This window comes from Sphingobium yanoikuyae (genome assembly GCF_013001025.1).
GTDB lineage: Bacteria > Pseudomonadota > Alphaproteobacteria > Sphingomonadales > Sphingomonadaceae > Sphingobium > Sphingobium yanoikuyae_A.
Genome location: NZ_CP053021.1, coordinates 3463976 through 3485594 on the forward strand (window position 1 = coordinate 3463976; position 21619 = coordinate 3485594).

Genomic DNA, 21619 nt, shown 5'->3' on the forward strand with positions numbered 1-21619 from the left:
CTCAATCGACCGGATTCTCGTCGCGGAACCGGTTCTGTGCGGCCAGCCGCACGCCGGCATTGGGTGCGCCATAGCCCGTATAGCCACTATCGCGCTGGACGAACTCGAAGAAGAACAGCTTGTCGAAGGCGCGGCTGTAGAGCTGCCAGAAGCCGTGCCCATCGGCGTCCTCGTCATAGAGGATGCCCAGCGCCTGCATCCGCGCCACCAGCACATCGTCAAAGCCGAAGCGGGCGGCGATGTCGGCATAATAATTGGCCGGGATGGTCAGCACCGCCGCGCCCTCATCCCACAATGCCTGCGCGGTCGCGAAAATATCGTCGGTCGCCAGCGCCACATGCTGATAGCCGCCGCCAATCCCCTGGTCGAGGAAGCGGGACGACAGCGTCTCGCGCGCGTCCGACGCATTGAGCGTCACGCGGAAGGCACCGTCGGGCGCCTGCAAGGCCTGGCTATGCACCAGTCCCGACGGATCGATCACATCCTGCGCCGCCTTGGCCTCCAGCCCGAACAGGGCACGCCAGTACAGCTGCCAGGACAGGAACTCGTCATTATGAACGACGGCGGCGAGATGATCGAAGCCATGGGCATGGACCGGCGCATCGGGCGCTGCCTCGATCGCCTGGAACTCGCGCGCCCACAGCCCTTCGACCTCATTATCGTCGATCAGATAGACCAGGCTGCCGCCGACCCCGCGCAGCGCCGGCATCGCCATCCGGCCGGGGCGGCCTTCCGCGCTATAGGCCTTGATCCCCAGCCCCGCCGCGCGCGCCTGCACTGCCACCTTGTCCTTCACCCGCACGCCGATCGCGCAGATGGACGATCCATGCGCCGCACGATAGGCGCTGGCAAAGCCCTTGGGCTCGGCATTGACGACCAGATTGACGCCGTCCTGGCGCCATCGCGTCACCTTCTTCTGGCGATGCTCGCCGGCAAGACTGAAGCCCAGTGTCGCCAGCGTGCGACCCAGCCGCGCGGAATCGGCGCTGGCGGCGGTGAATTCCACGAATTCGGCGCCCAGCACCGGCTCCGGCGCGGGCATGGTCGACGGGCGCCCCAACTGCCGCAGCGCCGCGTCGCGCACATAGTCGAGCGAACGATGCCCGTCCTCCGCCACCAGCGTCGCCGCATTGGATCGGAACCGGTCGTTGAAGATTTCCAGCGACAACGGCCCGTCATAGCCGGTGGCCAATATCTCCGCGACGAAGCCGGCGACATCCAGCCCGCCCTGACCCGGCAGGTTGCGGAAATGGCGGCTCCAATAGAGCAGGTCCATGTCGAGCAGCGGCGCATCGGCGAGTTGGACGAAGACGATCTTGTCGCCACGGATATCGCGGATGCTCTCGCTCGGAATCTTGCGCGACAGCGAATGGAAGCTGTCGAGGATGATGCCGATATGGGGATGGTCGACCTGCTCGACGATCGACCAGACATCGCGATGATCGAACACATGCCGGCCCCAGGCCAGCGCCTCATAGCCCACCAATATGCCGCGCCTGGCCGCCCGCTCGCCAAGGTCCCGGAAATCGTCGACGATCCGTTCCCGCTCACCCAGCGAGGCGGGCGAACAGTTGGAACAGACAAGGATGCGATCGGTGCTAAGTTCGCCCATCAAGTCGAACTTGCGCTCGGCCCGGTCGAAGGCGCGCTGGCGCAGCGCGCCCGGCATCCCCTCGAAATCGCGGAAGGGCTGGTAGAGCATGCAGGCAAGGCCCAGATCGTCCAGCATGCGCCGCACGTCCCGCGGCGCCAGTTCCGACCCGATCAGGTCATTCTCGAATATCTCGACCCCGGCAAAGCCGGCCGCGGCAGCGGCGCGCAATTTCTCTTCAAGCGTGCCGCGCAGCGAGACGGTGGCGATGGCGTTGGACATTGGGGGATCTCCTTGAAGCCCCCTTATCCCACAGCCCGGCACCGCCATTTAACCGCTCAAGACCGACTATCCCATAGCATCGAGTTATAGGATGGCCGCCGGGATCAGGACGGGATCAGTCCCTTGCCCGCCAGACGGCCGCGTTCGGCCGCGACCTGCGCCGCGGTCTGCTTGCCGCCGGCGCGCACCTTGGCGACCTCCGCCGCGGTGAAGGGCGCGGCGGGCTTGGCCGCCTTCTTGAGCGACACGGCATGATTCAGCACATCGGCAATATCCTGATCGGACATGGTGCCCATGCCGGGCATCAGGCCGGTGATTTTCTTGTCGTCCACGGTGATCGGGCCATAGATGCCATAGAGCAGCACCATGGCGAGATAACGCCGCCCTTCCGGACTGGTCGCGATCTGCGCCACCCGGCCATTGAGGCGCGGGAACTGGCCCGGCAGGCCAGCGCCCGAGGGCTGATGGCACATGGAGCAGCGGTTGGCGAAGGTCTGCGGACCGGTCGCCTGTGCCGCCCCCGGCAAACCAGCCGCCGCAACCGCCAGCAGAGAGAAAGTGACGCGCTTGATACCCTGAATCATCGCCTGAAATGTCCCCGCACATATGGACGTTTGCCCCGGAAGCCGCCCCCGCCAGGGTGCCGCACCGGATTTCACGCCTCTTCCCAAGATTATGTGGATGAGCGAATACTGGACAGTCTTCAAATATTCGTCAAGCCCGCTGTTGCGAGCGATGCGCAAAGGGTGGCGAACCGCGCCGCGCCGTGGTAGGAGGGCCGCCAAGGCAGATGTGATATGATACTCGCTCCCTCACGGCCCGGCATCTATGCCCGTGGGTCCGAAACGGTGGACCAGATCCTCAAGGCAGCGCTGGACGTGCTGATCGACGAGGGTGCCGATGCCTTCACGCTGCGCCGCATCGCCGCACGCTGCGACATGAAGGTCGGCAATGTCAGCTATCATTTCCCGCGCAAGGAAATGCTGATCCAGGTGATGCTGGACGAGATGCTGGAATCCTATGATAAGCTGCTGGAGGAGATGGTGCGCAAGCCCGGCCTCACCGCCGAGGAACGGCTGAAGCTGGTCATCATCCTGTGCCTGGAGGATATCCAGACCAAGCGCACCACCCATTTGTTCACCGAACTCTGGGCGCTCGCCAACCAGAGCGAGTTCGTCGCCGACCGGGTGCGCCTGTTCTACAGCAAGGTGCATGAGGTGATCGGCGAATATGTGGCGCAGATCAATCCGGCCCTGTCCCCGGACGAGGTGCATAGCGTCGCCCTGTTCATCAGCGCATCGATGGAAGGATCGACGCCGTTCCTGGGGCATCAGAAGCCCTGGGCGGCCAAGATGCCGGTCTTTACCGCACTGGCGGCAATGTCGTTCGTGCATCTTGCCAAGACGGTGACTTCGCGCGATCTTGCAGGGCTGATGACAGAAGCGGCCTGACGCCGCCCCAAGGGGGAGAGATGGTCTGAACGGCAGGGGCGCCACCGGCGCCTGTTCATGCTGTGGGGGCCATCATGACGCAAAGCCGTATATTGCCCGGATGGGCACCGGACCGGACCATCGCCTGCATCGCCGCCGCCGCGCTCGCGCTGCTGCAACCCGGCATCGATCCCGTCTTCCTGACCCTGCTGACCGCCGCCACCGGCCTTGATCCGTCCGACCATGGCTGGATCGTCGGCGCGACCCAGGGCGGCATGGCGATCGGCGCGATCCTGGTCTGGCGCGGCGGTGCGCATCTGCCGGCCGGCGCGCCGGCCTTCGCCGCGCTGATAGCGCTGGCAGCCAGCCTCATAACCCCGGCGCTCGACGAGCTGGCAACGCTGGTCGTCGCGCGCGGTCTGTTCGGCGTCGGCATGGGCGTCGCCTATACCCATGCGATGAGCGCCGCCGCCTCGCAGCGCCCGACCGGCGCCTATGCCGCCGTCTTCCTGGTCCAGTTGCTGCTGTCCACCCTGGTCGCGCTGGTGCTCCCGGCGATCGGCGACAGCGCCGGGCCGGCCGCTGCGCTGCGCCTGCTGGCGCTCGCGCCGATCGGCGTGCTGCTGCTCAGCCTGCTGATGCCGGCCGCCGATCCGGCGCAGACGCCCACCGGCGACGCCAATGAACGCGCCCCTACCCCGCCGCGCGCCTGGGCACTGGCCGTCGCCCTGTTCTGCTTCATCGCCGCCACCATGATGATCTGGAGCTTTTCCGGCGCGCTGGCGCTGGCCGCTGGCATCGACGACAGCGTGATCGGCGAAGCCGTGGCGATCGGGTCGGTGATCGGCGCGCTGACTGCGATCGCGCTGATGCGCGAACAGAGCATCGTGCCGCTGCCGCTGACCGGCCTGATGTGCGCCTTCTGCCTGCTCGCCCCGCTCGCCCTCACCCGCCCCGGCGCACCGACCCTGTTCATCCTGGCGATCGGCCTGCTCAATATCGGGTCGACCGCCACCATCATCCGCTTTTCCGGCCTTGCCACGGCAGCGGGTGGCGGCAGCCCGCTGTTCCGCCGCTTCGTCGCCTGCGTTCACAGCCTGGGCATGATCGCCGGGCCGGTGGCGGGATCGCTGCTGTCCGACGGGTTGGGGCAGCAGGGGCTGGTCGATGGCGCGCTGGTCGCCCTTACCGGCGGCTGTTTCGCGTTGCTGGTGGCAACCGCACCCGACAGGCTGCGCCTGCCCCGGATCGAGGGCGTGCACGAGATTATCGCTTAGCTTTGCTGCGGCGCAAAAATATTTTGCGGGAAGCCTCTCCACCCTCTTGACCAATCCTTGACACTTGTCCAGCCTTCATTCCAGCGGCGAAACGCGGACCAAATGAGTCCAGCGCCGCCGCACCGATCAAGGGGGATCACGCCAGATGTCGAGCGCCGCCGTCAGGGGATTTTTCGCCGCTACCGCCATGGGTTTCGCCCTGTGCGCAGCCATCACCGCGCAAGCCGCGCCCGCCGACACCACGGCCGCGCTGGAACCGGAAACGTCCGATGTCGTGACGATGGAACCGCCCAAGCCCAACTGGTTCTTCGTCGACGGCGGATGGGACATGCCGGGCACCAGCATCTTCGACGGCGACAGCGGCAAGATGGTGGGCATGGTTGAAACCCGGCGCCTCGCAGACATGGCGATCGATCCGGCCGGCCAATATTATTATGTCGCCGAAACCATCTGGTCGAAGGGCGATCGCGGCACGCGGCAGGACATGGTGTCGGTCTATGACACGCGCGAGCTGAAGCTGGTCACCGAAATCACCATTCCCGACCGCATCCTGATCGGATCGCGCAAGAACAACTTCATCATCAGCGACGATGGCAAGACCGGCTTCGTCTATAATCTCAGCCCCGCCTCCTCGGTGAACATCGTCGATCTGGTGAAGCGCAAGTTCGTCGCCAATGTCGAAGTGCCCGGCTGCGCCAGCATGATGCCCAATCCGGGCGTCGGCTTTTCCGCGCTGTGCGCCGACGGGTCGCTCGCCACCGTGAAGCTGACCGGCAGCAAGGCCGATATCACCCATAGCACCCCCTTCTTTTCGGCCACCGACGATCCGATCTTCGACAATTTCACCTATGACCGGAAGAAGAAGGAAACGACGTTCCTCAGCTACACCGGCCAGATCTGGACCGCGAAGCTCGGCCCGGCGCCGACCATCTCCGCCCCCTTCTCGATCCAGGCCGCCGCCGGTATTCGTCCCGGCGAAACCAAGCCGCTGGAGCTGAACTGGTATCCCGGCGGGCGCCAGCCGATGGCGCTGCACCGCGCCACCGGCCATCTGTTCGTGCTGATGCACATGGGCGAATATTGGTCGCACAAGGCGTCCGGCACGGAAGTGTGGGAAGTCGATCTCGCCACGCAGAAGGTGGTGAAGCGCCGCCCGCTGGAAGAGCCGATGAACAATATCGAGGTCACCCAGTCCGACAAGCCGCTGCTCATCATGGACGGCGAAAAGGGCACCGCCCTTGTCATCGACCTCGCCACCTGGGAAGAAAAGCACAAGATAGAGAAGGCCGGCGGCAGCACCATCACGGTCGCGGACCCGTCCTGACCATGGCACAGGGCTTGGCGATCGCCGCGCTGGCGGCTGCCATCGGGATCGGCCTCATCCTGTTGCAGGCGGGCGTATCGAAGCTGCGCCACCGCATCCTGCTGCCCGGCGTGATCGCCAATTACCGGCTGCTGCCGCCCGCGCTGGTCGCGCCCGCCGCGATCCTGCTGCCGCTGGCGGAGATCGCCATCGGCGCCACGCTGATCGCCGGTCTTGCCCCGGTGCCGGTGCTGCTCGCCATGCTGCTGCTTAGCCTCTTTGCCGGGGCGATGGCGATCAACATCGCGCGCGGGCGCAGCCATATCGATTGCGGTTGCGGACGTTCCCAACTGCGCCATCCGATCGGCTGGCCACTGGTGATCCGCAACCTGCTGCTGGTCGCGCTGGTCGCGCCGCGCCTGCTGCCCGCCCCGCCGCTGTCCGCGCTGGACATTGCCACCGCGGCCGCTGGCGGCATCGCCCTGTTCCTCGCCTTCCATCTGCTCGGCGCCATCCTGGCGCTGATCGCCACGCCCGCCGCCGCCTACCGGAGATAGAAGACCTATGCTGACCTCGCTCATCATCGCGCAGATCCTGTCCTGGGTCGCAATCTTCGCGCTCGGTATCGCCCTGCTGGCGGTCGCGCGGCAGGTCGGCGTGCTGCATATCCGCGTCGCGCCCGCCGGCGCGCTCGCCACCAGCGGCGGCCCAGCGGTGGGCGACGCCATCGTCAAGATCGATACCCGCACCATCGACGGCGCGCCCGTCACGATCGGCGGCCATGCCCATGGCACGGCGCTGCGCCTCTTGATGTTCGTCTCCGCCCAATGCCCGCTGTGCAAGAATATCATCCCGATGGCCAAGTCCTTCGCGCGGGACGAGCGGGTCGCGCTGACCTTCGTGGGCGACGATGATGTCGCCGCCCAGCGCGCGATGATCGCCCAGCACGGGCTGGAGGCCTATGCCTTCGTCAACGGGCCGGAAGCGGGCCAGGCCTATGGCGTCGCCAAGCTGCCCTTCGCCGTGCTGCTCGATGCCGAGGGCACCATCCTGTCCAAGGGACTGGTCAACAGCCGCGAGCATCTCGAAAGCCTGGTCGTCGCCCATGAAATGGGGATCGCCACGGTGCAGGATTATATCGGCTCGCTCAAAGCGCAGGCGGCCTGATCGCAAGTTCAAAGGGGGTCCGTGACATGAAGAAGTTCGACGCCGACGCCATGGGGGAAAAGCTGCTGCGACGCCTCGCCGGGGGGACATCCCGCCGCTCGATGCTCTCGCGCCTGGGGGCCGCCCTGGTCGCTGCGCCCGCCTTCCCGCTGCTGCCGGTCAGCCGCGCCGAAGCGGCCAAGCCCGACCGCTCGCCCGAGGCCAAGACCGCCTTCGCCCGCACTGCGCAGAGCAAGGACGAGACCAAGTGCGACTATTGGCGCTATTGCGCGATCGACGGCGCACTCTGCACCTGCTGCGGCGGCGGCATCCATAGCTGCCCGGCGGGTTCGGAGCCCTCGCCCGTCTCCTGGGTCGGCACCTGCATCAACCCGGACGACGGCAAGGCCTATCTGATCGCCTATCGCGACTGTTGCGGCAAGCCCGCCTGCGGCCAGTGCGGCTGCGACAATACCGACCGCGAGACCCAGCTCTACATGCCCCAGCTCAACAATGACGTGATCTGGTGCTTCGGCACCAGCAGCATGGAATATCATTGTTCGACCGCCGTGCTGGTCGGCGCGGCCAGCTGAGGCCGGCAGGGCATGCGGCACGCGCTGCTGATCGGATCGCTGGCGCTGCTCGGCGCGGTCGGCATCGGCCGCGCCGCCCTGCCGCCGATGGGGCTGTTGCCCAGCGCGATCACCGATCCCGATCTCGCCCGGTCCGATTATGTCGAAAATTGCGGCGGCTGCCACGGGGTGCAGGGCAGCGCCGCGCCTGCGGCCTTGCCCGAACTGCGCGGCCGGGTCGGCTGGTTCCTCTGCACGCCGGAAACCCGCGCCTATCTCATCCGCCTGCCCAATGTCGCGCTCAGCCGGATCAAGGATAATCAGCAGCTCGCCGACATGATGAACTTCGTCGTCTTCGGCCTGGGCGGCAGCAGCGTGCCGCAGGGCAGCACGCCCTTCACCGCAGAAGAGGTCGCGCATGAACGACGCTTCGCCTTGTCCGCCGCCTCGCTGACCGCCGAACGCGCCCGCCATGTCGAAACCGCGATCCGCAAATGCCATGCGCCCGCGTCCCTGCGGCAAATGTTTCCGTCGACCAACCAGTGACGTAACGCGCCGCTTTTCTGATCTATCCCTCGCGATGCGACAGAGGCTGCTCCCCCTCGCCCAACCCGGCCGCCCGGCGCGTGGCAGGCGCCTATGTGGCGCGCGGCTGTCGCGTCACAGGCGCGCGACAGGGGCGAGGGCGACGCGCGTCAATGCCCCTCCCCCCGCCACCCCCGGCGCGGCACAGGCGCGTTACCGACGCGTCGCAGGTGCGCGACAGGTGCAAATGGCCCCAATAGGCCGTTTACACTGTGAACTTCGGCAGACGCGCGCCCGATCGCGGGCGCCGCCATGCTTCAGAATTTTGCTTTCACCCCGGCATACCAGCGGCGCGGCGCACCCGCGCCATAGGCCCTAGGGTCGCTCGCCCCCGGCGCCTCGTCCAGTTCGATCTCATCCACCTCGGTAAAGGTGCCGAAGGTCGCATAATGGCGATCGAACAGGTTGCGAACCTCGCCGAACAGGGTGACGCCGGGGATGATGTCGATGCCGGCGCGGATATTGGCGATCAGATAGCCGGGCACTTCTGCATTCTGGTTGGCCTCGTCACCGACCAGATATTGGCCCGACCGTGCGATCAGGTCGCCGCCGATCGACCAACGGCGCTGACCGCCCAAGGTGCCGGCATAGTCCAGGCTCAAAGTCGCACTATGGCGCGGGATACCGGGCAGGCGATCGCCCTCACGAACGTCGATCGTGCCGTCGTCATTCACCTCCGGATTGGCCGGGCTGCTCAGTGTCAGCGCGCTGCGATAGGTCGCATCGGTGAAGGCATAGCTGAGGCCCGCACTGAAACCGCCCCGCGCCGCCTTGACCGACGCCTCGACACCCTGGCGCCGGGTCTTGCCGATATTCTGGAAATAGGCCCGACCGCGAATGTCCGACGCGATATATTGGATGTCGTCATGATTGCCGGTGCGATAGGCGGAAACCAGCCAGTCGGCGGTCCATCCCCCGACGGCGAAGCGGCCCGAACCACCCGCCTCCCAGCTTTTCGCCACCACCTGCTTGAGCGGCGGATCGGCGATGAAGAAATTGGTCAGGCTGCACGGCGCATTCTCGTCGGCGCAGGACAGTTCGGCCGGGGTCGGCGCGCGGTTGGTCTCGGCATAGCCGGCGCGCAGCGACAGCCCGTCCGAAACCCGATAGTCCAGTTCCGCGCCGGGATTGAGCCGCTGGAAATTGTGCCGCCCGTTCAGCGCCGTGCCGATCTGGTCGACCAGTTCGATCCGCGCATGGTTCCAGCGCAGCCCCAGTTCCGCCGTCAGCCCCGGCGCCAGCGGCAGCCGGTCCTGCACGAAGACACCCCAATAATCGGTGTGTGCGACCAGCCCGACCGGCGCGATCGCGCCGTCCGGCTGGACGATGATCGACCCCAGCCCCTCGACGCTGCGCTCGTCCGTCATCGCGCCCAGTTCGGTCGATGTGTCGAACCGGGTGCGGCTCGTGTCGTAACTCATGCCGATCGCAAAATGATTGGTGCCGCCCATCAGCGCGCGATCATCGATCAACTGCACCAGCGCGCCCATCGCATTGGTCCGCGTCCGCCCCCGGTTGAGCACGCCATAGCTTTCGCCGCCGAGGCTGTCGGCAATGGCGTTGCCGTTCGCGTCGGTCAGGACCGCCTGCGCCTCGTCTCCGTCATCATCGCCACCCACCGTCTCCAGGCAGAGCAGCCCGGCGTCATCCTCATCCTCGCACCCCTCGATATCGGCGGCATCGCCATTGACGGTACGCAGGGTCAGCCGCTGGGCATAGAGCGTCCCTTCGATCCGGGTGGTATCGGACAGCGCGACCCAGGGGTGCAAGCTGATCCGGCCATAGCTGCTGCGGCTATTGTCGGGCCAGGTGAAGACGGCGCGCCGGTCCGCTGCCAGCAGTTCGACCGGCGACACGCCATTGCCGGTCAGGTCGGTCTTTGCCCCGACCAGCTTCATGTGCAGCCCGCCCTTCTCGGTATCGAAGCCCAGGTCGGCATAGCCATTATAGAGATGCGACGGGCTATGATCGCGCCAGCCATCGTCATGGCTATATTGAAACGCCCCGAAGGCAATGAAATTGCCGCGCGCAAAGCCGCCGGCGATGCTCGCCTCCGCATAGCCGAAACGGCCGCCGGTCGCGCTCGCCTCCAGCCCCGGATCGCTGCGTCCGTCTTTCGTCTCCAGCAGGATCGCACCGCCCAGCGCATTGAGGCCATAGACCGGGCTGGCATCGAGCAGGCTCAGCTTGCGGATCGCTGCCTCGGGGATCAGGTCGAACTGGACGGTATCGCCGAACGGCTGGTTGAAGCGGGCACCATCCATATAGACGGCCAGCCCCTGCGCCTGCCCCTGCAGCGGCGAGGCGACGAAGCCGCGATAGAGAAGATTGGGCTGCCAGGGGTTATTCTGCGCGTCCTGCAGGGTGATGCCGGCGACATTGCGGGTCAGTGCGCCGAGCAGGTCGGGCGTGCCGCCGATGCCGATATCCCGGCGGGAAATGGACAGCGCATCATCGACATCGATCGCCCCGCCCGGCGCGGTGACGATGATCGTCTGGGCCGGGCCAGCATCGGGCTCTTCCGCCCATGCCAGCGCCGGTATCAGCGCCGCGCCTGCCAGACCCGCGTAAAGCCAGCCCCTGCCCCGCATATTCCTCTCCCATCTCTGTTTATGAAAAGGACGCTAGGGAGGGCTGGCCATCGCCTCCATTATACCTTGGGTCGCATGCGAAAATCAGGCGGCAACCCCGGCGCGGCTGCGCACCAGGTCCGCGACCACGCTGGGATCGGCCAGCGTGCTGACATCGCCCAGCGCCTGTGCCGACACCTCCCCCTCGGCGATCTTGCGCAAGATGCGGCGCATGATCTTGCCCGATCGAGTCTTGGGCAGGCCCGGCGCGAACTGGATCACGTCGGGCGTGGCGATCGGGCCGATCTCGCTGCGCACCCATTGGGTGAGGGTCCGGCGCAAATCCTCGCTCGGCTCCTCGCCGACATTCAGCGTGACATAGGCATAGATGCCCTGCCCCTTGATGTCGTGCGGCATGCCGACCACCGCCGCCTCCGCCACGGTCGCATGCAGCACCAGCGCGCTCTCGACCTCGGCCGTGCCCATGCGATGGCCCGACACGTTGATGACATCGTCGACCCGGCCCGTGATCCAGTAATAGCCGTCCTCGTCCCGCCGTGCGCCGTCGCCGGTGGTATATTTCCCGGAAAAAGTGGTGAAATAGGTCTGGAAGAAGCGCTCATGATCGTTCCAGACGGTGCGCATCTGGCCGGGCCAGGACCGGGCGATCACCAGATTGCCCTCGCTCGCGCCATCCTGCACCACGCCGTCGCCATCGACGATCTGCGCCTCGACGCCGGGCATGGGGAAGGTCGCACTGCCGGGCTTCAGTTCCGTGGCGCCCGGCATCGGCGCGATCATCGCACCGCCGGTCTCGGTCTGCCACCAGGTGTCGATGATCGGGCAGCGCCCCTCGCCCGCAACGCCATGATACCAGCGCCAGGCCTCCGGATTGATCGGCTCGCCGACGCTGCCCAGCAATTTGAGCGACGCGCGGCTGGTCTTCGCGACATGATGGTCGCCCTCCTTCATCAGCGCGCGCAGTACGGTCGGCGCGGTGAAGAGGGTGTGGACCTGATGCCGGTCGACTACCTCCCAGATGCGGCTGGGCGTCGGCCAGCTCGGTAGCCCTTCATACATCAGCGTCGTCGCGCCATTGGCCAGCGGGCCATAGACGATATAGCTGTGCCCCGTGACCCAGCCGACATCGGCCGCGCACCACCAGACGTCGCCGGGCCGATAATCGAAGCAAAGCGCATGGGTGAGGCTCGCCCAGAGCAGATAACCGCCGCTCGAATGGACCACGCCCTTGGGCTTGCCGGTGGAGCCGGAGGTGTAGAGCAGGAACAGCGGGTCTTCCGCCTTCATCACCTCGGCCAGGCAATCGGGCGCGACGCCGGCCATCGCCTCGTCATACCAGCTGTCGCGGCCCGGCTGCATCGCTACCGCCCCGCCGGTCGCGCGAACCACCAATACGCGGCGCACGCTGGTGCAATGGTCGAGTGCCAGCGCCGCGTCGACATTCGCCTTGAGCGGCACGCGCTTGCCGCCGCGTCGTCCCTCGTCGGCGGTGACGACGATGCTGGAATCGCAATCGGTGATGCGGCCTGCCAGCGCCTCGGGCGAAAAGCCGCCAAACACGACGCTGTGGATCGCGCCGATCCGGGCGCAGGCGAGCAGCGCAACCGCCGCCTCCGGGATCATAGGCATATAGATGGTGATGCGGTCGCCCCGCCGCGCGCCAGCGTCCTTGAGCACATTGGCGAAGCGGCAGACCTCGGCATGGAGTTCGCGATAGGTCAGGCTGCGCGGCGCTTCAGACGGATCATCGGGTTCCCAGAGGATCGCGGTAACGGCGCCCCGCTCGGCCAAATGCCGGTCGAGACAATTGGCCGACACGTTGAGCGTGCCGTCGGCGAACCACTGGATGCCGAAATCCGCTTCGTCGAAGCTGCTTTCCGACGCGCGGGTCGGCGGCGTGATCCAGTCCAGCCGCTGCGCCTGCTCCAGCCAATAGGCATCACCGTCATCAAGCGACCGGCGATAATCGGCGGCGCGCGCCGTCTGATTCATGCGGGCATGGGCCGCCCAGTCGGCAGGTATCGGAAACAGGTCTTCGGACATGATGGCTCCCTTCATTGGCCGAACCGCACGCCGATCCAGAGCGTCCTGGGCGTACCCAGGTCGATGGATCCGCCGGCATTGCGGGTGACGACATCCTCGTCGAACAGATTCTCGCCGCGCGCGACCAGGCTGATGCCATGGCCGATCGGCAGCCGGGCGATGGCGTCGAGCGTCAGCGCATCGGGCAGCACATCGCTCTGCAGATCATCCTCATATTGCTTGGCCGTGTAGCGCAGCGTCGCCGAAAGCTCCGGTCCGGCCTTGGGCGCCCAGGCCAGCGTCGCGCTGGCCGAGTGGCGCGGCACCTGCGCCGGCGCGAAGCCATCGAACGCCATGCCCGGCGCATCGACCTTGCTGTGACTATAGGCATAGGAAGCGAGCAGCGAGAAATTGGCCGGCAGTTGCGCGCTGGCGGTCAGTTCCACGCCCTTGGCCACGATCGCGTTCACATTCTGGCGCTTGCGGGTGACACTATCGATGGTGACGTTCGCGATCGCATCGTCGAGCCGGTTGTAGAAGAGGGTGGCGGACAGCTGCACGCCCGATGCTGGGTTGAGGTCGATGCCCCCTTCCACGCCCTTGAGCTTCTCGGGCTTCAAGGCCGCATTGGCCTGGGTGGTGATCGGGAAGACGACGAAGGGGCGATACAGCTCATTGAGCGTGGGCAGGCGGAAGCCGCTATAGGCCGCCCCGCGCAGCGCCACCGCATCGCTGAGATGGTAGAGCGCGCCGGCCCGGCCGGAAAATTCCCAGTCGGAGCGATTGGCATAGCTACTGTCCTGCGTCACCAGGCCGGCCGCACTGACCGCCCTGTAGAAGCCGTTGCGGATCGACCAGCGATCGGCGCGCACGCCCCCGGTCAGGACAAGCTTGCCGCCAAAGACATCGGGGCTCCAGTCATCCTCGGCAAAGATGCCGCTGGTGATCTGGTCGCCACCGGCATGGCGGCGCGCTGTCAGCGGGTTGGTGGCGAGGCCCGCATTATAGGCGTCCTCATACATGTCGCCGGTGGCAAAGCGGGTGTCCATACCGATGCGCAGCACATGATCCTCGCCGACCGGCGGGCGCAGCTCGATCTTGCCGCCGATCCCGGTCGAGGGGGTGTTGCGCTGGTCGAGCGACTTGCGGAAGCTGGTGGAAGAGATGACGATGTTCGAGAAATTGCGCGCCTGGAGATAGGCGAGCGCATCGACCTGCCAGCGGCCGCGGCTGATATAGCGGATGCTGGCATCCTGGCCCTGGCTCATGCTGTCGGCGCCGGCAAAGCGCAGCGTGCGATTATCCTGGAACAGGGTGCCACGAAACTGGAGTTCCGATGTCGCGTCGATCGGCGCTACCGCGCGCAAATTGGTCGACCAGCTGTCATAGGCGGCTGGCACGGTGGCGGCGACGCGCTGGTCACGGGGCGTGGTCTGGAAGCCGTCACCCCGGTCCCAGCGGCCCGAGAGCGAGACATAGCCGCTGCCCATGTCGGGCGCGATGCTGGCGGACAGCTCGGTCGCGTCCCTGCTGCCATAGAAGGCGCTGGCGCCAAACACCGGCATCTGGTCGCGGGTGGCGCTGGCCAGTTCGATCGTGCCGGCGACCGCGCCCGCGCCGAAGGCGCCGCTGCCCCCGCCGCGCGTCACCCGGACCAGCGCCAGCCGATCGGGCACCAAAGCCGAGAAGGGTATATAGCCAAAGAAGGGATCGGCGACCGGCACGCCATCGAGCAGCACCAGGGTCCGGCTCGACGCATTGCCGCCCAGCGCGCGCAGGGTGGCGCCCTGGTTCGAGGGATTGGACGCGCGGCTGTCGGAGCGGCGGAACTGCTGGAAGCCCGCGACATCGGCCAGCACGCTCTCGATCCGCCCCGACGCCGCATCCTCAAGCCGATCCCGGTCGATCACCACCGACCGATAGGCCGGCGTCCCCGGCGGCAGACTCAGCCCCGTGCCCGTCACCACGATCGACGCGGCGGCCATCGCTTCGCCAGCGTCATCGGGTGCTTCCGCCTGCGCCGCGAAAGGCGCCATTGCCATGCCAAGCGCGAGCCATTTTGTTCTGCGCATATATCCTCCCCTGCCGTCCCGTCATGCGAAGGGGCGGCATCCCTTCGATAGGATGCCGCCCCTTGCCGGGACATTGGCCTTTGGGCCGATGCTCCTGCCTTCCGCTCAGAAGAAGAGGATGGCGCCGGCGGCGATCGTGTCGCCCTCCGCTTCATTGCCATTATGCGCCTTGGACGTGCTGTGGATATATTCGCCGATCAGCGTCACCCAGCTGGTCAGGCCATAACGGCCCTGCCCCACCCAGCTGCTATTCTTGCGGATAAGCGTCGGGTTGGCGAGCGCATCGGCGGCATTGGCATAATGGAGATTGCTCTCGCCATAGCTGCCGCCGACCGAGAATTTGCCGAAGGTCGCCAGCCCCTGAAGATAGAAGCCGTCGCTGTCGCGCTTGTTGCCGGCGGCATCGGTGTCGAACAGGTTGAGCGCCGTCGTGCCCAGCCCCGAGCCATTATAATAATAGCCAGTGAGGACGATTGGGCCGTAGCCGATCTTGGCACCGGTATCGAAACCGCTGCCGGTATAGGAAATGCCGTCGACGCGATTATGCCGTTGGGTAATCCCCGACAGCCAGGCGCGGGCCGAGAAGTCGCCGAACTTGCCATCATAGACGATCTTGCCTTGGAAACCGGGCGACTTGTTGCTTTCGCCCGGTCCCGTCAGCGATTCGAGCGGCTGGAAGACACCGACCGAGACCTGGAAGCCCGACAGGCTGGGCGAGGTATACGTGATCTGCGGCTGGAAGTCCGTGTAGATATAGCCGATACCGATGCGGCCGAGCGAAGTGTTGGACGGCGCGACATTGCCGCCGCTCGCCCCGACCGACAGCAAAGTGATGTCGTTCAATATGCCTTCCGAGCCGAACAGGCCGATGTCGCGACCCAGCTTGAACTCGCCCAGCCCCGATCGGCCGATGGTCATGTAGGTCTGGCGGAAATCGATGCCGGCGGTCTGCAGCGCCACCGGCCGGCCGCCGGCATTGGCGCCACCACCGACCGAATAATCCGCGCTGTTGATGCCGGGATACATGCCGAAATGGGCGCCGACGTCCCAGCCGCCCTGGTTGGTCGTGACGTCGAACTTGAGATAGCCGGGCAGCAGGCCGTTGCGGATCGCCGAACTATTGCCGCCCACCGGCACCACGCCGCCGACGACATCGGTATTCGGCCCCGCCGCTTGGCCATTTTCATGGGTGTAGAAACCATTGACCGATCCGGAAATCTTGACCGTGACATCGCCCACCTCAAACCCGACGCCGCTGTCGGCGACGCGCACCACGGGCTTCCCGTCCGACGCGGCGGGCGCAGCGGCAGCAGCCGGCGCGGCGGCGTCTTCCTTTGCCAGCTGGGCATATTCCTCGTCGGTGAGGATCCCCTTTTCATGCAGCCTTTTCAGCAGTTCGCTCGTCGTGCCGGCGCTCGCCGGCGTTGCCCCTGCGACGAACAGCAACGCCATGGCGGCGCTGCCGAGGAATGTTCCCCGTGCCATCTCATCCTCCCTCTTGTGCGCCGGTCGTGCCGGCTGTCGGGAAGAGTGGGCGGCGGCGATGGCGGCCGAAATTGGACTTTGGTTCTCGTCCTCCCCCCGCGCACCTCGCTATACTTTTGGTCAGGGCGCGACGGCGATGCCCCACGGCCCGGCGCCGACCGCGATCGTGCCGACGACCTTGCCGGCGGCCAGATCGATCACCGAGACATTGTCCGAAAGGCCATTGGCCGCAAAAGCGCGCGCGCCGTCCGCGCTGACCGCGACATGCCAGACCCGCTTGCCGACCGGCACATAGGCGCGGACCTTGCGGGTGGCGACATCGACCAGCGCGACATGGTTGGCGCGGCCGAGCGCCACGACCGCCGTCTTGCCGTCCGGCGTGAAGCGTATGCCGCAGGGCAATAGCTGATAATCCTGCACGCCGGGAATGGCGAAATGCAGCGTATCGACGATCTTGCGCGTGGCCGGATCGGCAATCTGCACCGTGCCGCCCATCTCCGCCGCGATCCACAGCTCCTTGCCATCGGCGGTAAATTCCACATGGCGCGGGCGCTGATCCGTCTCGGTCGCATCGACCATCGTCTTGGTCGACAGGTCGATCCAGTTGACGACACCGTCATCCTCCGATGTCACCACCACCCATTTGCCGTCGGGGCTTTGCGCCACGCCCTCGGGCTCCTTGCCGACATCGACCTGGAAGGCGACCTTGCGGCTGTCGAGGTCGATCGCGGTCAGCGCGGCATTATCCTCATTGGCGACGAACAAGGTCCGGCCATCGCGCGACAGGAAGAATTGCTCGGGATCCTGCCCCGAAGGTAGGTCGGCGATGACCTTGCCGGTCGCGCGGTCGATCATCTGCACCGCATGGTCGTTGCTGGCGCAGAGCAGGATATATTTGCCGTCCTTCGTCACGGTGATGCCGCGCGGCCGGCCGCCCACCGGCCAGGTCGCGACCGTCTGCATCGTGGCGGCATCGATGACGCTGATGCTGTTGCCGCGTTCGTTGGAGACATAGAGCGTCTCGGCCCGGACGGACGGGATCGCCACCGCCAGCGCAAGCCCCGCAATCACGCCCTTCATCATGCCCGCATCCTCTCGTTCTTTTGGCTCAATAGCCGATTAGCCCCCGGTCCGTCGCGGCGGGATTGTACCAATGGCCAATGGGGGCCGTCCCCGCCCTCCCCTACAGTCGTCAGCGACAGGGACGACATGCGGCCAGCACAGGCACGCGGCACAGACGAGGGTTTGGGATGAGGAATTACGGACGGATCGCATTGTTCGGCGCGGCCTGCCTGGCGGGCGCATCGATCACATCGGCACTGATGGCGCATGGCAATGTCACGCCGCAGGCGGTCGACACATCGGCCCTGCCGGAAATCGGCGCCGACTGGGTTCAGCACAATCCTTATCGCGGCAATGCCACGGCGGCGAAGATCGGCGAATCCGCCTATGGCCAGAATTGCGCACGCTGCCACGGGCTGGACGCGGAAAGCGGCGGCATCGCGCCGGACCTGCGCTATCTGGAAGTCGGCGACAGCGGCGATGAATGGTTCATCCAGCGTTACCAGCATGGCTCCAGCCATGACGGCAAGGTCTATATGCCGCCCTTCGGCGACGTGCTGGGACAGAAGGCTGGATGGGCGATCCGCGCCTGGCTCGAAACCAAGCATCAGGAGTGATCGCGATGGATCGCCGCGCCTTCTTGAGCAGCGCGGCGGCCGCCGCGCTGGTTGGCTATATTTCGGGCGGTCAGGCGGCAAAGGCCGCGCCGCTCGGCAAGGTCAGGGAATTGGGTGTCCTTCGGGTCGCAGTCTATAAGGACAACCGCCCCTGGTCCTGGCGCAAGGACGGCAAGCTGACCGGGATCGACGTCGATCTGGCCCAGGCGCTGGCCAAGGGGCTGGGCGTGCGCGCCGACATTGCCGAACTGGTCGCGGACGAAAGCGCCGACGACGACCTGCGCAACGGGGTGTGGAAGGGCGGCCTTTTGGGCTTCCAGCCGGCCGACATCATGCTGCACGTGCCGTTCGACCGGACTTTCGCCGCACGCAATGATCAGGTCGCGATCATCGCGCCTTATTATCGCGAGAGCTTCCAGTTTGCGGCGGTGAAGGGCGAGATCGACGTCAACGCGCCGCCGACCCAATATCGCGGCAAGCGGCTGGCGGTCGAGATCGACTCCATTCCCGATTTCTACCTGATCGGCACATTCGGCGGCATATTGGCCAAGGATGTCGTCCATTTCCCCGGCGGGACGGAAGCCGTCACCGCGCTGACCGATGGCCGTGCCGATGGCGCGCTCGCCAGCCGGGCGCAGATCGAGGCGGTGCTACACGACAGCGGCGCCACCAACATCGTCCGCCGCACCAGCCCCCTGCCCGCCTTCACCTCGGCCGGATGGGACATCGGCATGGCGGTGAAGGAGAATAGCCGGAACCTGGGCGATGCGGTCGAGACCATCCTGGCCGACATGACGCAATCGGGTGCGCTCAAGGCGATCTTCGAACGCCATGGCGTCGCCTATGCGCCGGCCGTCGCGGCGGGCTGACCGGGCGACCCAAGGTCCAATTGGCACGGCCGCCGTGCCCCATAAGGTGCTGCATCGACGGCGTTGATCACGCCGGAAAACAAGGGAGGATGACTATGACGGGACGTTTCACGCGTTCGTTCCTGGGGGCAGCCGCGATCGCGCTGGTGGCCGGGGCCGCGCCACTGCTGGCGGCCGATGCGGCAGGCGGGCCGACCGATGCCGACCTGATGAACGATGCCGCATCGACCGGCGACGTGCTGACCTATGGCATGGGACCGCAGGCGCAGCGTTTCAGCACGCTCAACCAGATCAACACCGACACCGTCAGCAAGCTGGTGCCCGCCTTCGCTTCGTCACTGGGTGGCGAGAAGCAGCGTGGCCAGGAGGCTCAGCCTCTAGTCTATGATGGCACCATCTATGTCACCGGTTCCTATTCGCGGCTCTATGCCTTCGACTCCCGCACCGGCGAGGAGAAATGGGAATATAATGCCCGCCTGCCCGACGACATCATGCCCTGCTGCGACGTCGTCAATCGCGGCGCGGCGATCCATGGCGACAAGATCATCTTCGCCACGCTCGACGCGCGGCTGGTGGCGCTCAATCGCCATACCGGCAAGGTGGTGTGGAACAAGCAGATTGCCGACTACAAGGCCGGCTACAGCGCGACCGCCGCGCCGCTGATCGTCAAGGGCATGGTCATCACCGGCAATTCGGGCGGCGAGTTCGGCATCGTCGGCGCGGTCGAGGCCCGCGACGTGGATACCGGCGAGCTGATCTGGCACCGCCCGGTGATCGAAGGAAACATGGGCACCTTGCGCGGCAAGGATAATGGCATCACCGGCAAGCTCAACGCGACCTGGCAGGGCGATCTCTACAAGACCGGCGGCGGCGCGACCTGGCTGGGTGGCACCTATGATCCGGAAACCAATCTTCTCTATTTCGGCACCGGCAACCCGGCCCCCTGGAACAGCCATTTGCGGCCCGGCGACAATCTCTACACCGCGTCCACGCTGGCGATCGATCCCGAAACCGGCGTGATCAAATGGCATTTCCAGACCACCCCGCATGACGGCTGGGATTTCGACGGGGTCAACGAGTTCATCCCGTTCGACGCGACGATCAACGGCAAGCCGATGAAGCTGGGCGCCAAGGCGGACCGCAACGGCTATTTCTTCGTGCTCGACCGGACCAACGGCAAGTTCGTCAGCGCCAACCGCTTCGTCATGCAGACGACCTGGGCCAGCGGCTATGACAAGAATGGCAAGCCGATCGTGATCCCGGCCGGTCGCCCCGGTGCGCCGAGCGCGACCGAGAAGGGCAGCACCGTCTTCTCCTCACCCAGCTTCCTGGGCGGCAAGAACTGGATGCCGATGGCCTATAGCAAGGACACCGGCCTGTTCTACATCCCGTCCAACGACTGGGGCATGGACATCTGGAACGAGCCGATCGCCTACAAGAAGGGCGCCGCCTATCTGGGCGCGGGCTTCACCATCAAGCCGATCGCCGAGGATCATATCGGCGCACTGCGGGCGATGGACCCCAAGACCGGCAAGATCGTCTGGGAATATAAGAACAAGGCGCCGCTGTGGGGCGGCGTGCTGTCGACCGCCGGCAACCTGGTCTTCACCGGCACGCCCGAAGGCTATCTGAAGGCCTTCGACGCCAAGACCGGCAAGGAATTGTGGAAGTTCCAGACCGGGTCGGGCGTGGTCGGATCGCCGGTCACCTGGGAACAGGATGGCGAACAATATGTCGCCGTCATGTCCGGCTGGGGCGGCGCGGTGCCGCTGTGGGGCGGCGAAGTGGCCAAGTCCTTCAAGGACATCAATCAGGGCGGTTCGCTCTGGGTGTTCAAGCTGGCCAAATAAGGAGGCGAGGACGATGATCGTCATGGGGCGCGGACAGCATATGCACGGCGGAAATCGCGGGCAATTTTCCGCGCCCCCGCCTATGATCCATCATCATGGCCAGGGGGCGGACATGCAGGTCGAAGATAATGACGCGATGATGGAAAGGGTGCTGATCGTCGACGACCACCCGCTGGTGCGCGACGGGCTGCGCAGCGTGATCGCCGTCAGTTTCGACGGGTGCGAGATTTTCGAGGCGGCCAGCCTGGAGGAAGCGCTGGCGACGCTGGAGAAACAGTCCAATTTCGACCTGGTGCTGCTCGACCTCAATATTCCCGACGTGAAGCGGCTCGATGGCCTGAAACTGCTGCGCAGCCGCCACCCGATCCTGCCGGTGGTGATGGTGTCGGGCGCGTTCGACCGGGCGATCGTGCGCGAGGCGCTGGGCGCCGGCGCCGCCGGCTTCATCCCCAAGTCGATGAAGCGCAGCGCGATCGTCGATGCGCTGCACCGGGTGGTGTCCGGCGAAATCTACATGCCCGACGCGATCGACGAGGCGCCGCAGGAAAGTGCCGAGGAGGCGGATATCCTGACCCGGATCGGCAGCCTGACGCCGCAGCAGCGGATCGTGCTGACGCATCTGGTCCATGGCCGGCTGAACAAGCAGATCGCCCATGACCTCAGCGTGTCGATGACCACGGTCAAGGCGCATGTGTCCGCGATCCTGCAGAAGCTCAACGTCTTCAGCCGGACGCAGGCGGTGATCCTGGCCAACCGGGTCCATTTCGACGGCGACAACTGACCACGGAAAATAGGAAATCCCGCGCTTAACTTCGCATATTTCCCGCACATTTCGACATTTTGATGCCGATGTTGGAAATCATGT

The 21619-nt window shown here is 65.9% G+C and carries 18 protein-coding genes; 11 read left to right on the top strand and 7 right to left on the bottom strand.

Annotation, left to right across the window (positions count from 1 at the left end; all coding sequences use genetic code 11):
* Nucleotide 1: 1 nt before the first annotated feature.
* Together HH800_RS16825 and HH800_RS16830 are read right to left on the bottom strand one after the other, a co-directional pair.
* Nucleotides 2-1873: a bifunctional sugar phosphate isomerase/epimerase/4-hydroxyphenylpyruvate dioxygenase family protein gene (locus HH800_RS16825; RefSeq protein ID WP_169861765.1), complete on the bottom strand. Its 1872-nt coding sequence runs from the start codon at nt 1871-1873 to the stop codon at nt 2-4.
* 104 nt (nt 1874-1977) lie between these two features.
* Nucleotides 1978-2457, bottom strand: coding sequence for a c-type cytochrome (locus HH800_RS16830; protein ID WP_159367032.1), 480 nt, complete (start codon nt 2455-2457; stop codon nt 1978-1980).
* A gap of 213 nt (nt 2458-2670) precedes the next feature.
* Here HH800_RS16830 and HH800_RS16835 point away from each other — a divergent pair, with 213 nt between their 5' ends.
* The 7 genes from HH800_RS16835 to HH800_RS16865 all read left to right on the top strand — a co-directional run bounded on the left by HH800_RS16835 (nt 2671) and on the right by HH800_RS16865 (nt 8147).
* The gene (locus tag HH800_RS16835; protein WP_004208329.1) at nt 2671-3324 is read left to right on the top strand and encodes a TetR/AcrR family transcriptional regulator; all 654 of its coding nucleotides are present in this window, start codon (nt 2671-2673) and stop codon (nt 3322-3324) included.
* Between the two features lie 74 nt (nt 3325-3398).
* Nucleotides 3399-4580 (top strand): MFS transporter, encoded by a 1182-nt coding sequence (locus HH800_RS16840; RefSeq protein WP_169861766.1) that lies wholly within the window; start codon nt 3399-3401, stop codon nt 4578-4580.
* A 145-nt stretch (nt 4581-4725) separates the two neighbouring features.
* Entirely contained in the window at nt 4726-5904 is a 1179-nt protein-coding gene (locus HH800_RS16845; protein WP_169861767.1) for an amine dehydrogenase large subunit, read from the top strand.
* Between the two features lie 2 nt (nt 5905-5906).
* The gene (locus tag HH800_RS16850) at nt 5907-6440 is read left to right on the top strand and encodes a MauE/DoxX family redox-associated membrane protein (RefSeq protein ID WP_136188029.1); all 534 of its coding nucleotides are present in this window, start codon (nt 5907-5909) and stop codon (nt 6438-6440) included.
* Nucleotides 6441-6447: 7 nt separating this feature from the next.
* Nucleotides 6448-7050, top strand: a complete 603-nt coding sequence (locus tag HH800_RS16855; RefSeq protein ID WP_010338488.1) for a methylamine utilization protein MauD — start codon at nt 6448-6450, stop codon at nt 7048-7050.
* A gap of 26 nt (nt 7051-7076) precedes the next feature.
* On the top strand, nt 7077-7622 hold the full coding sequence (locus HH800_RS16860; protein ID WP_004208334.1) for a methylamine dehydrogenase light chain: 546 nt from the start codon (nt 7077-7079) through the stop codon (nt 7620-7622).
* 12 nt (nt 7623-7634) lie between these two features.
* Nucleotides 7635-8147, top strand: a complete 513-nt coding sequence (locus HH800_RS16865; RefSeq protein ID WP_169861768.1) for a c-type cytochrome — start codon at nt 7635-7637, stop codon at nt 8145-8147.
* A 296-nt stretch (nt 8148-8443) separates the two neighbouring features.
* Here the strand turns inward: HH800_RS16865 and HH800_RS16870 are convergent, their stop codons facing one another.
* The 5 genes from HH800_RS16870 to HH800_RS16890 form a co-directional block, all read right to left on the bottom strand.
* Entirely contained in the window at nt 8444-10777 is a 2334-nt protein-coding gene (locus tag HH800_RS16870; protein WP_169861769.1) for a TonB-dependent receptor, read from the bottom strand.
* A gap of 84 nt (nt 10778-10861) precedes the next feature.
* A complete protein-coding gene (acs, locus tag HH800_RS16875) occupies nt 10862-12820 on the bottom strand; it encodes an acetate--CoA ligase (protein WP_169861770.1) in 1959 nt (652 codons plus the stop codon).
* Nucleotides 12821-12831: 11 nt separating this feature from the next.
* The gene (locus HH800_RS16880; protein ID WP_169861771.1) at nt 12832-14871 is read right to left on the bottom strand and encodes a TonB-dependent receptor; all 2040 of its coding nucleotides are present in this window, start codon (nt 14869-14871) and stop codon (nt 12832-12834) included.
* A gap of 105 nt (nt 14872-14976) precedes the next feature.
* Nucleotides 14977-16356, bottom strand: coding sequence for a porin (locus tag HH800_RS16885; RefSeq protein ID WP_169861772.1), 1380 nt, complete (start codon nt 16354-16356; stop codon nt 14977-14979).
* Nucleotides 16357-16476: 120 nt separating this feature from the next.
* Nucleotides 16477-17439, bottom strand: a complete 963-nt coding sequence (locus tag HH800_RS16890; RefSeq protein ID WP_169861773.1) for a PQQ-dependent catabolism-associated beta-propeller protein — start codon at nt 17437-17439, stop codon at nt 16477-16479.
* A gap of 167 nt (nt 17440-17606) precedes the next feature.
* Between HH800_RS16890 and pedF the strand changes: the two genes are divergently transcribed.
* From pedF to HH800_RS16910, 4 genes are all read left to right on the top strand, one after another.
* Nucleotides 17607-18035 carry a cytochrome c-550 PedF gene (gene pedF, locus HH800_RS16895; protein WP_004208341.1) on the top strand — a complete coding sequence of 143 codons (429 nt, stop codon included), beginning with the start codon at nt 17607-17609 and terminating at the stop codon, nt 18033-18035.
* A gap of 5 nt (nt 18036-18040) precedes the next feature.
* Nucleotides 18041-18904, top strand: coding sequence for a substrate-binding periplasmic protein (locus tag HH800_RS16900; RefSeq protein WP_169861774.1), 864 nt, complete (start codon nt 18041-18043; stop codon nt 18902-18904).
* Nucleotides 18905-18999: 95 nt separating this feature from the next.
* Complete coding sequence (locus HH800_RS16905; protein ID WP_169861775.1) at nt 19000-20754, top strand: methanol/ethanol family PQQ-dependent dehydrogenase; 1755 nt, start codon at nt 19000-19002, stop codon at nt 20752-20754.
* A 13-nt stretch (nt 20755-20767) separates the two neighbouring features.
* Nucleotides 20768-21535 (top strand): response regulator, encoded by a 768-nt coding sequence (locus HH800_RS16910; protein ID WP_169861776.1) that lies wholly within the window; start codon nt 20768-20770, stop codon nt 21533-21535.
* The last annotated feature ends 84 nt before the right edge of the window (nt 21536-21619 follow it).

Excerpts from the sequence above, each read along its gene's own strand:
- HH800_RS16825 (WP_169861765.1), bottom strand. The coding sequence starts at position 1,873 with ATGTCCAACGCCATCGCCACCGTCTCGCTGCGCGGCACGCTTGAAGAG.
- HH800_RS16830 (WP_159367032.1), bottom strand. The coding sequence starts at position 2,457 with ATGATTCAGGGTATCAAGCGCGTCACTTTCTCTCTGCTGGCGGTTGCG.
- HH800_RS16835 (WP_004208329.1), top strand. The coding sequence starts at position 2,671 with ATGATACTCGCTCCCTCACGGCCCGGCATCTATGCCCGTGGGTCCGAA.
- HH800_RS16840 (WP_169861766.1), top strand. The coding sequence starts at position 3,399 with ATGACGCAAAGCCGTATATTGCCCGGATGGGCACCGGACCGGACCATC.
- HH800_RS16845 (WP_169861767.1), top strand. The coding sequence starts at position 4,726 with ATGTCGAGCGCCGCCGTCAGGGGATTTTTCGCCGCTACCGCCATGGGT.
- HH800_RS16850 (WP_136188029.1), top strand. The coding sequence starts at position 5,907 with ATGGCACAGGGCTTGGCGATCGCCGCGCTGGCGGCTGCCATCGGGATC.
- HH800_RS16855 (WP_010338488.1), top strand. The coding sequence starts at position 6,448 with ATGCTGACCTCGCTCATCATCGCGCAGATCCTGTCCTGGGTCGCAATC.
- HH800_RS16860 (WP_004208334.1), top strand. The coding sequence starts at position 7,077 with ATGAAGAAGTTCGACGCCGACGCCATGGGGGAAAAGCTGCTGCGACGC.
- HH800_RS16865 (WP_169861768.1), top strand. The coding sequence starts at position 7,635 with ATGCGGCACGCGCTGCTGATCGGATCGCTGGCGCTGCTCGGCGCGGTC.
- HH800_RS16870 (WP_169861769.1), bottom strand. The coding sequence starts at position 10,777 with ATGCGGGGCAGGGGCTGGCTTTACGCGGGTCTGGCAGGCGCGGCGCTG.
- acs (WP_169861770.1), bottom strand. The coding sequence starts at position 12,820 with ATGTCCGAAGACCTGTTTCCGATACCTGCCGACTGGGCGGCCCATGCC.
- HH800_RS16880 (WP_169861771.1), bottom strand. The coding sequence starts at position 14,871 with ATGCGCAGAACAAAATGGCTCGCGCTTGGCATGGCAATGGCGCCTTTC.
- HH800_RS16885 (WP_169861772.1), bottom strand. The coding sequence starts at position 16,356 with ATGGCACGGGGAACATTCCTCGGCAGCGCCGCCATGGCGTTGCTGTTC.
- HH800_RS16890 (WP_169861773.1), bottom strand. The coding sequence starts at position 17,439 with ATGATGAAGGGCGTGATTGCGGGGCTTGCGCTGGCGGTGGCGATCCCG.
- pedF (WP_004208341.1), top strand. The coding sequence starts at position 17,607 with ATGAGGAATTACGGACGGATCGCATTGTTCGGCGCGGCCTGCCTGGCG.
- HH800_RS16900 (WP_169861774.1), top strand. The coding sequence starts at position 18,041 with ATGGATCGCCGCGCCTTCTTGAGCAGCGCGGCGGCCGCCGCGCTGGTT.
- HH800_RS16905 (WP_169861775.1), top strand. The coding sequence starts at position 19,000 with ATGACGGGACGTTTCACGCGTTCGTTCCTGGGGGCAGCCGCGATCGCG.
- HH800_RS16910 (WP_169861776.1), top strand. The coding sequence starts at position 20,768 with ATGATCGTCATGGGGCGCGGACAGCATATGCACGGCGGAAATCGCGGG.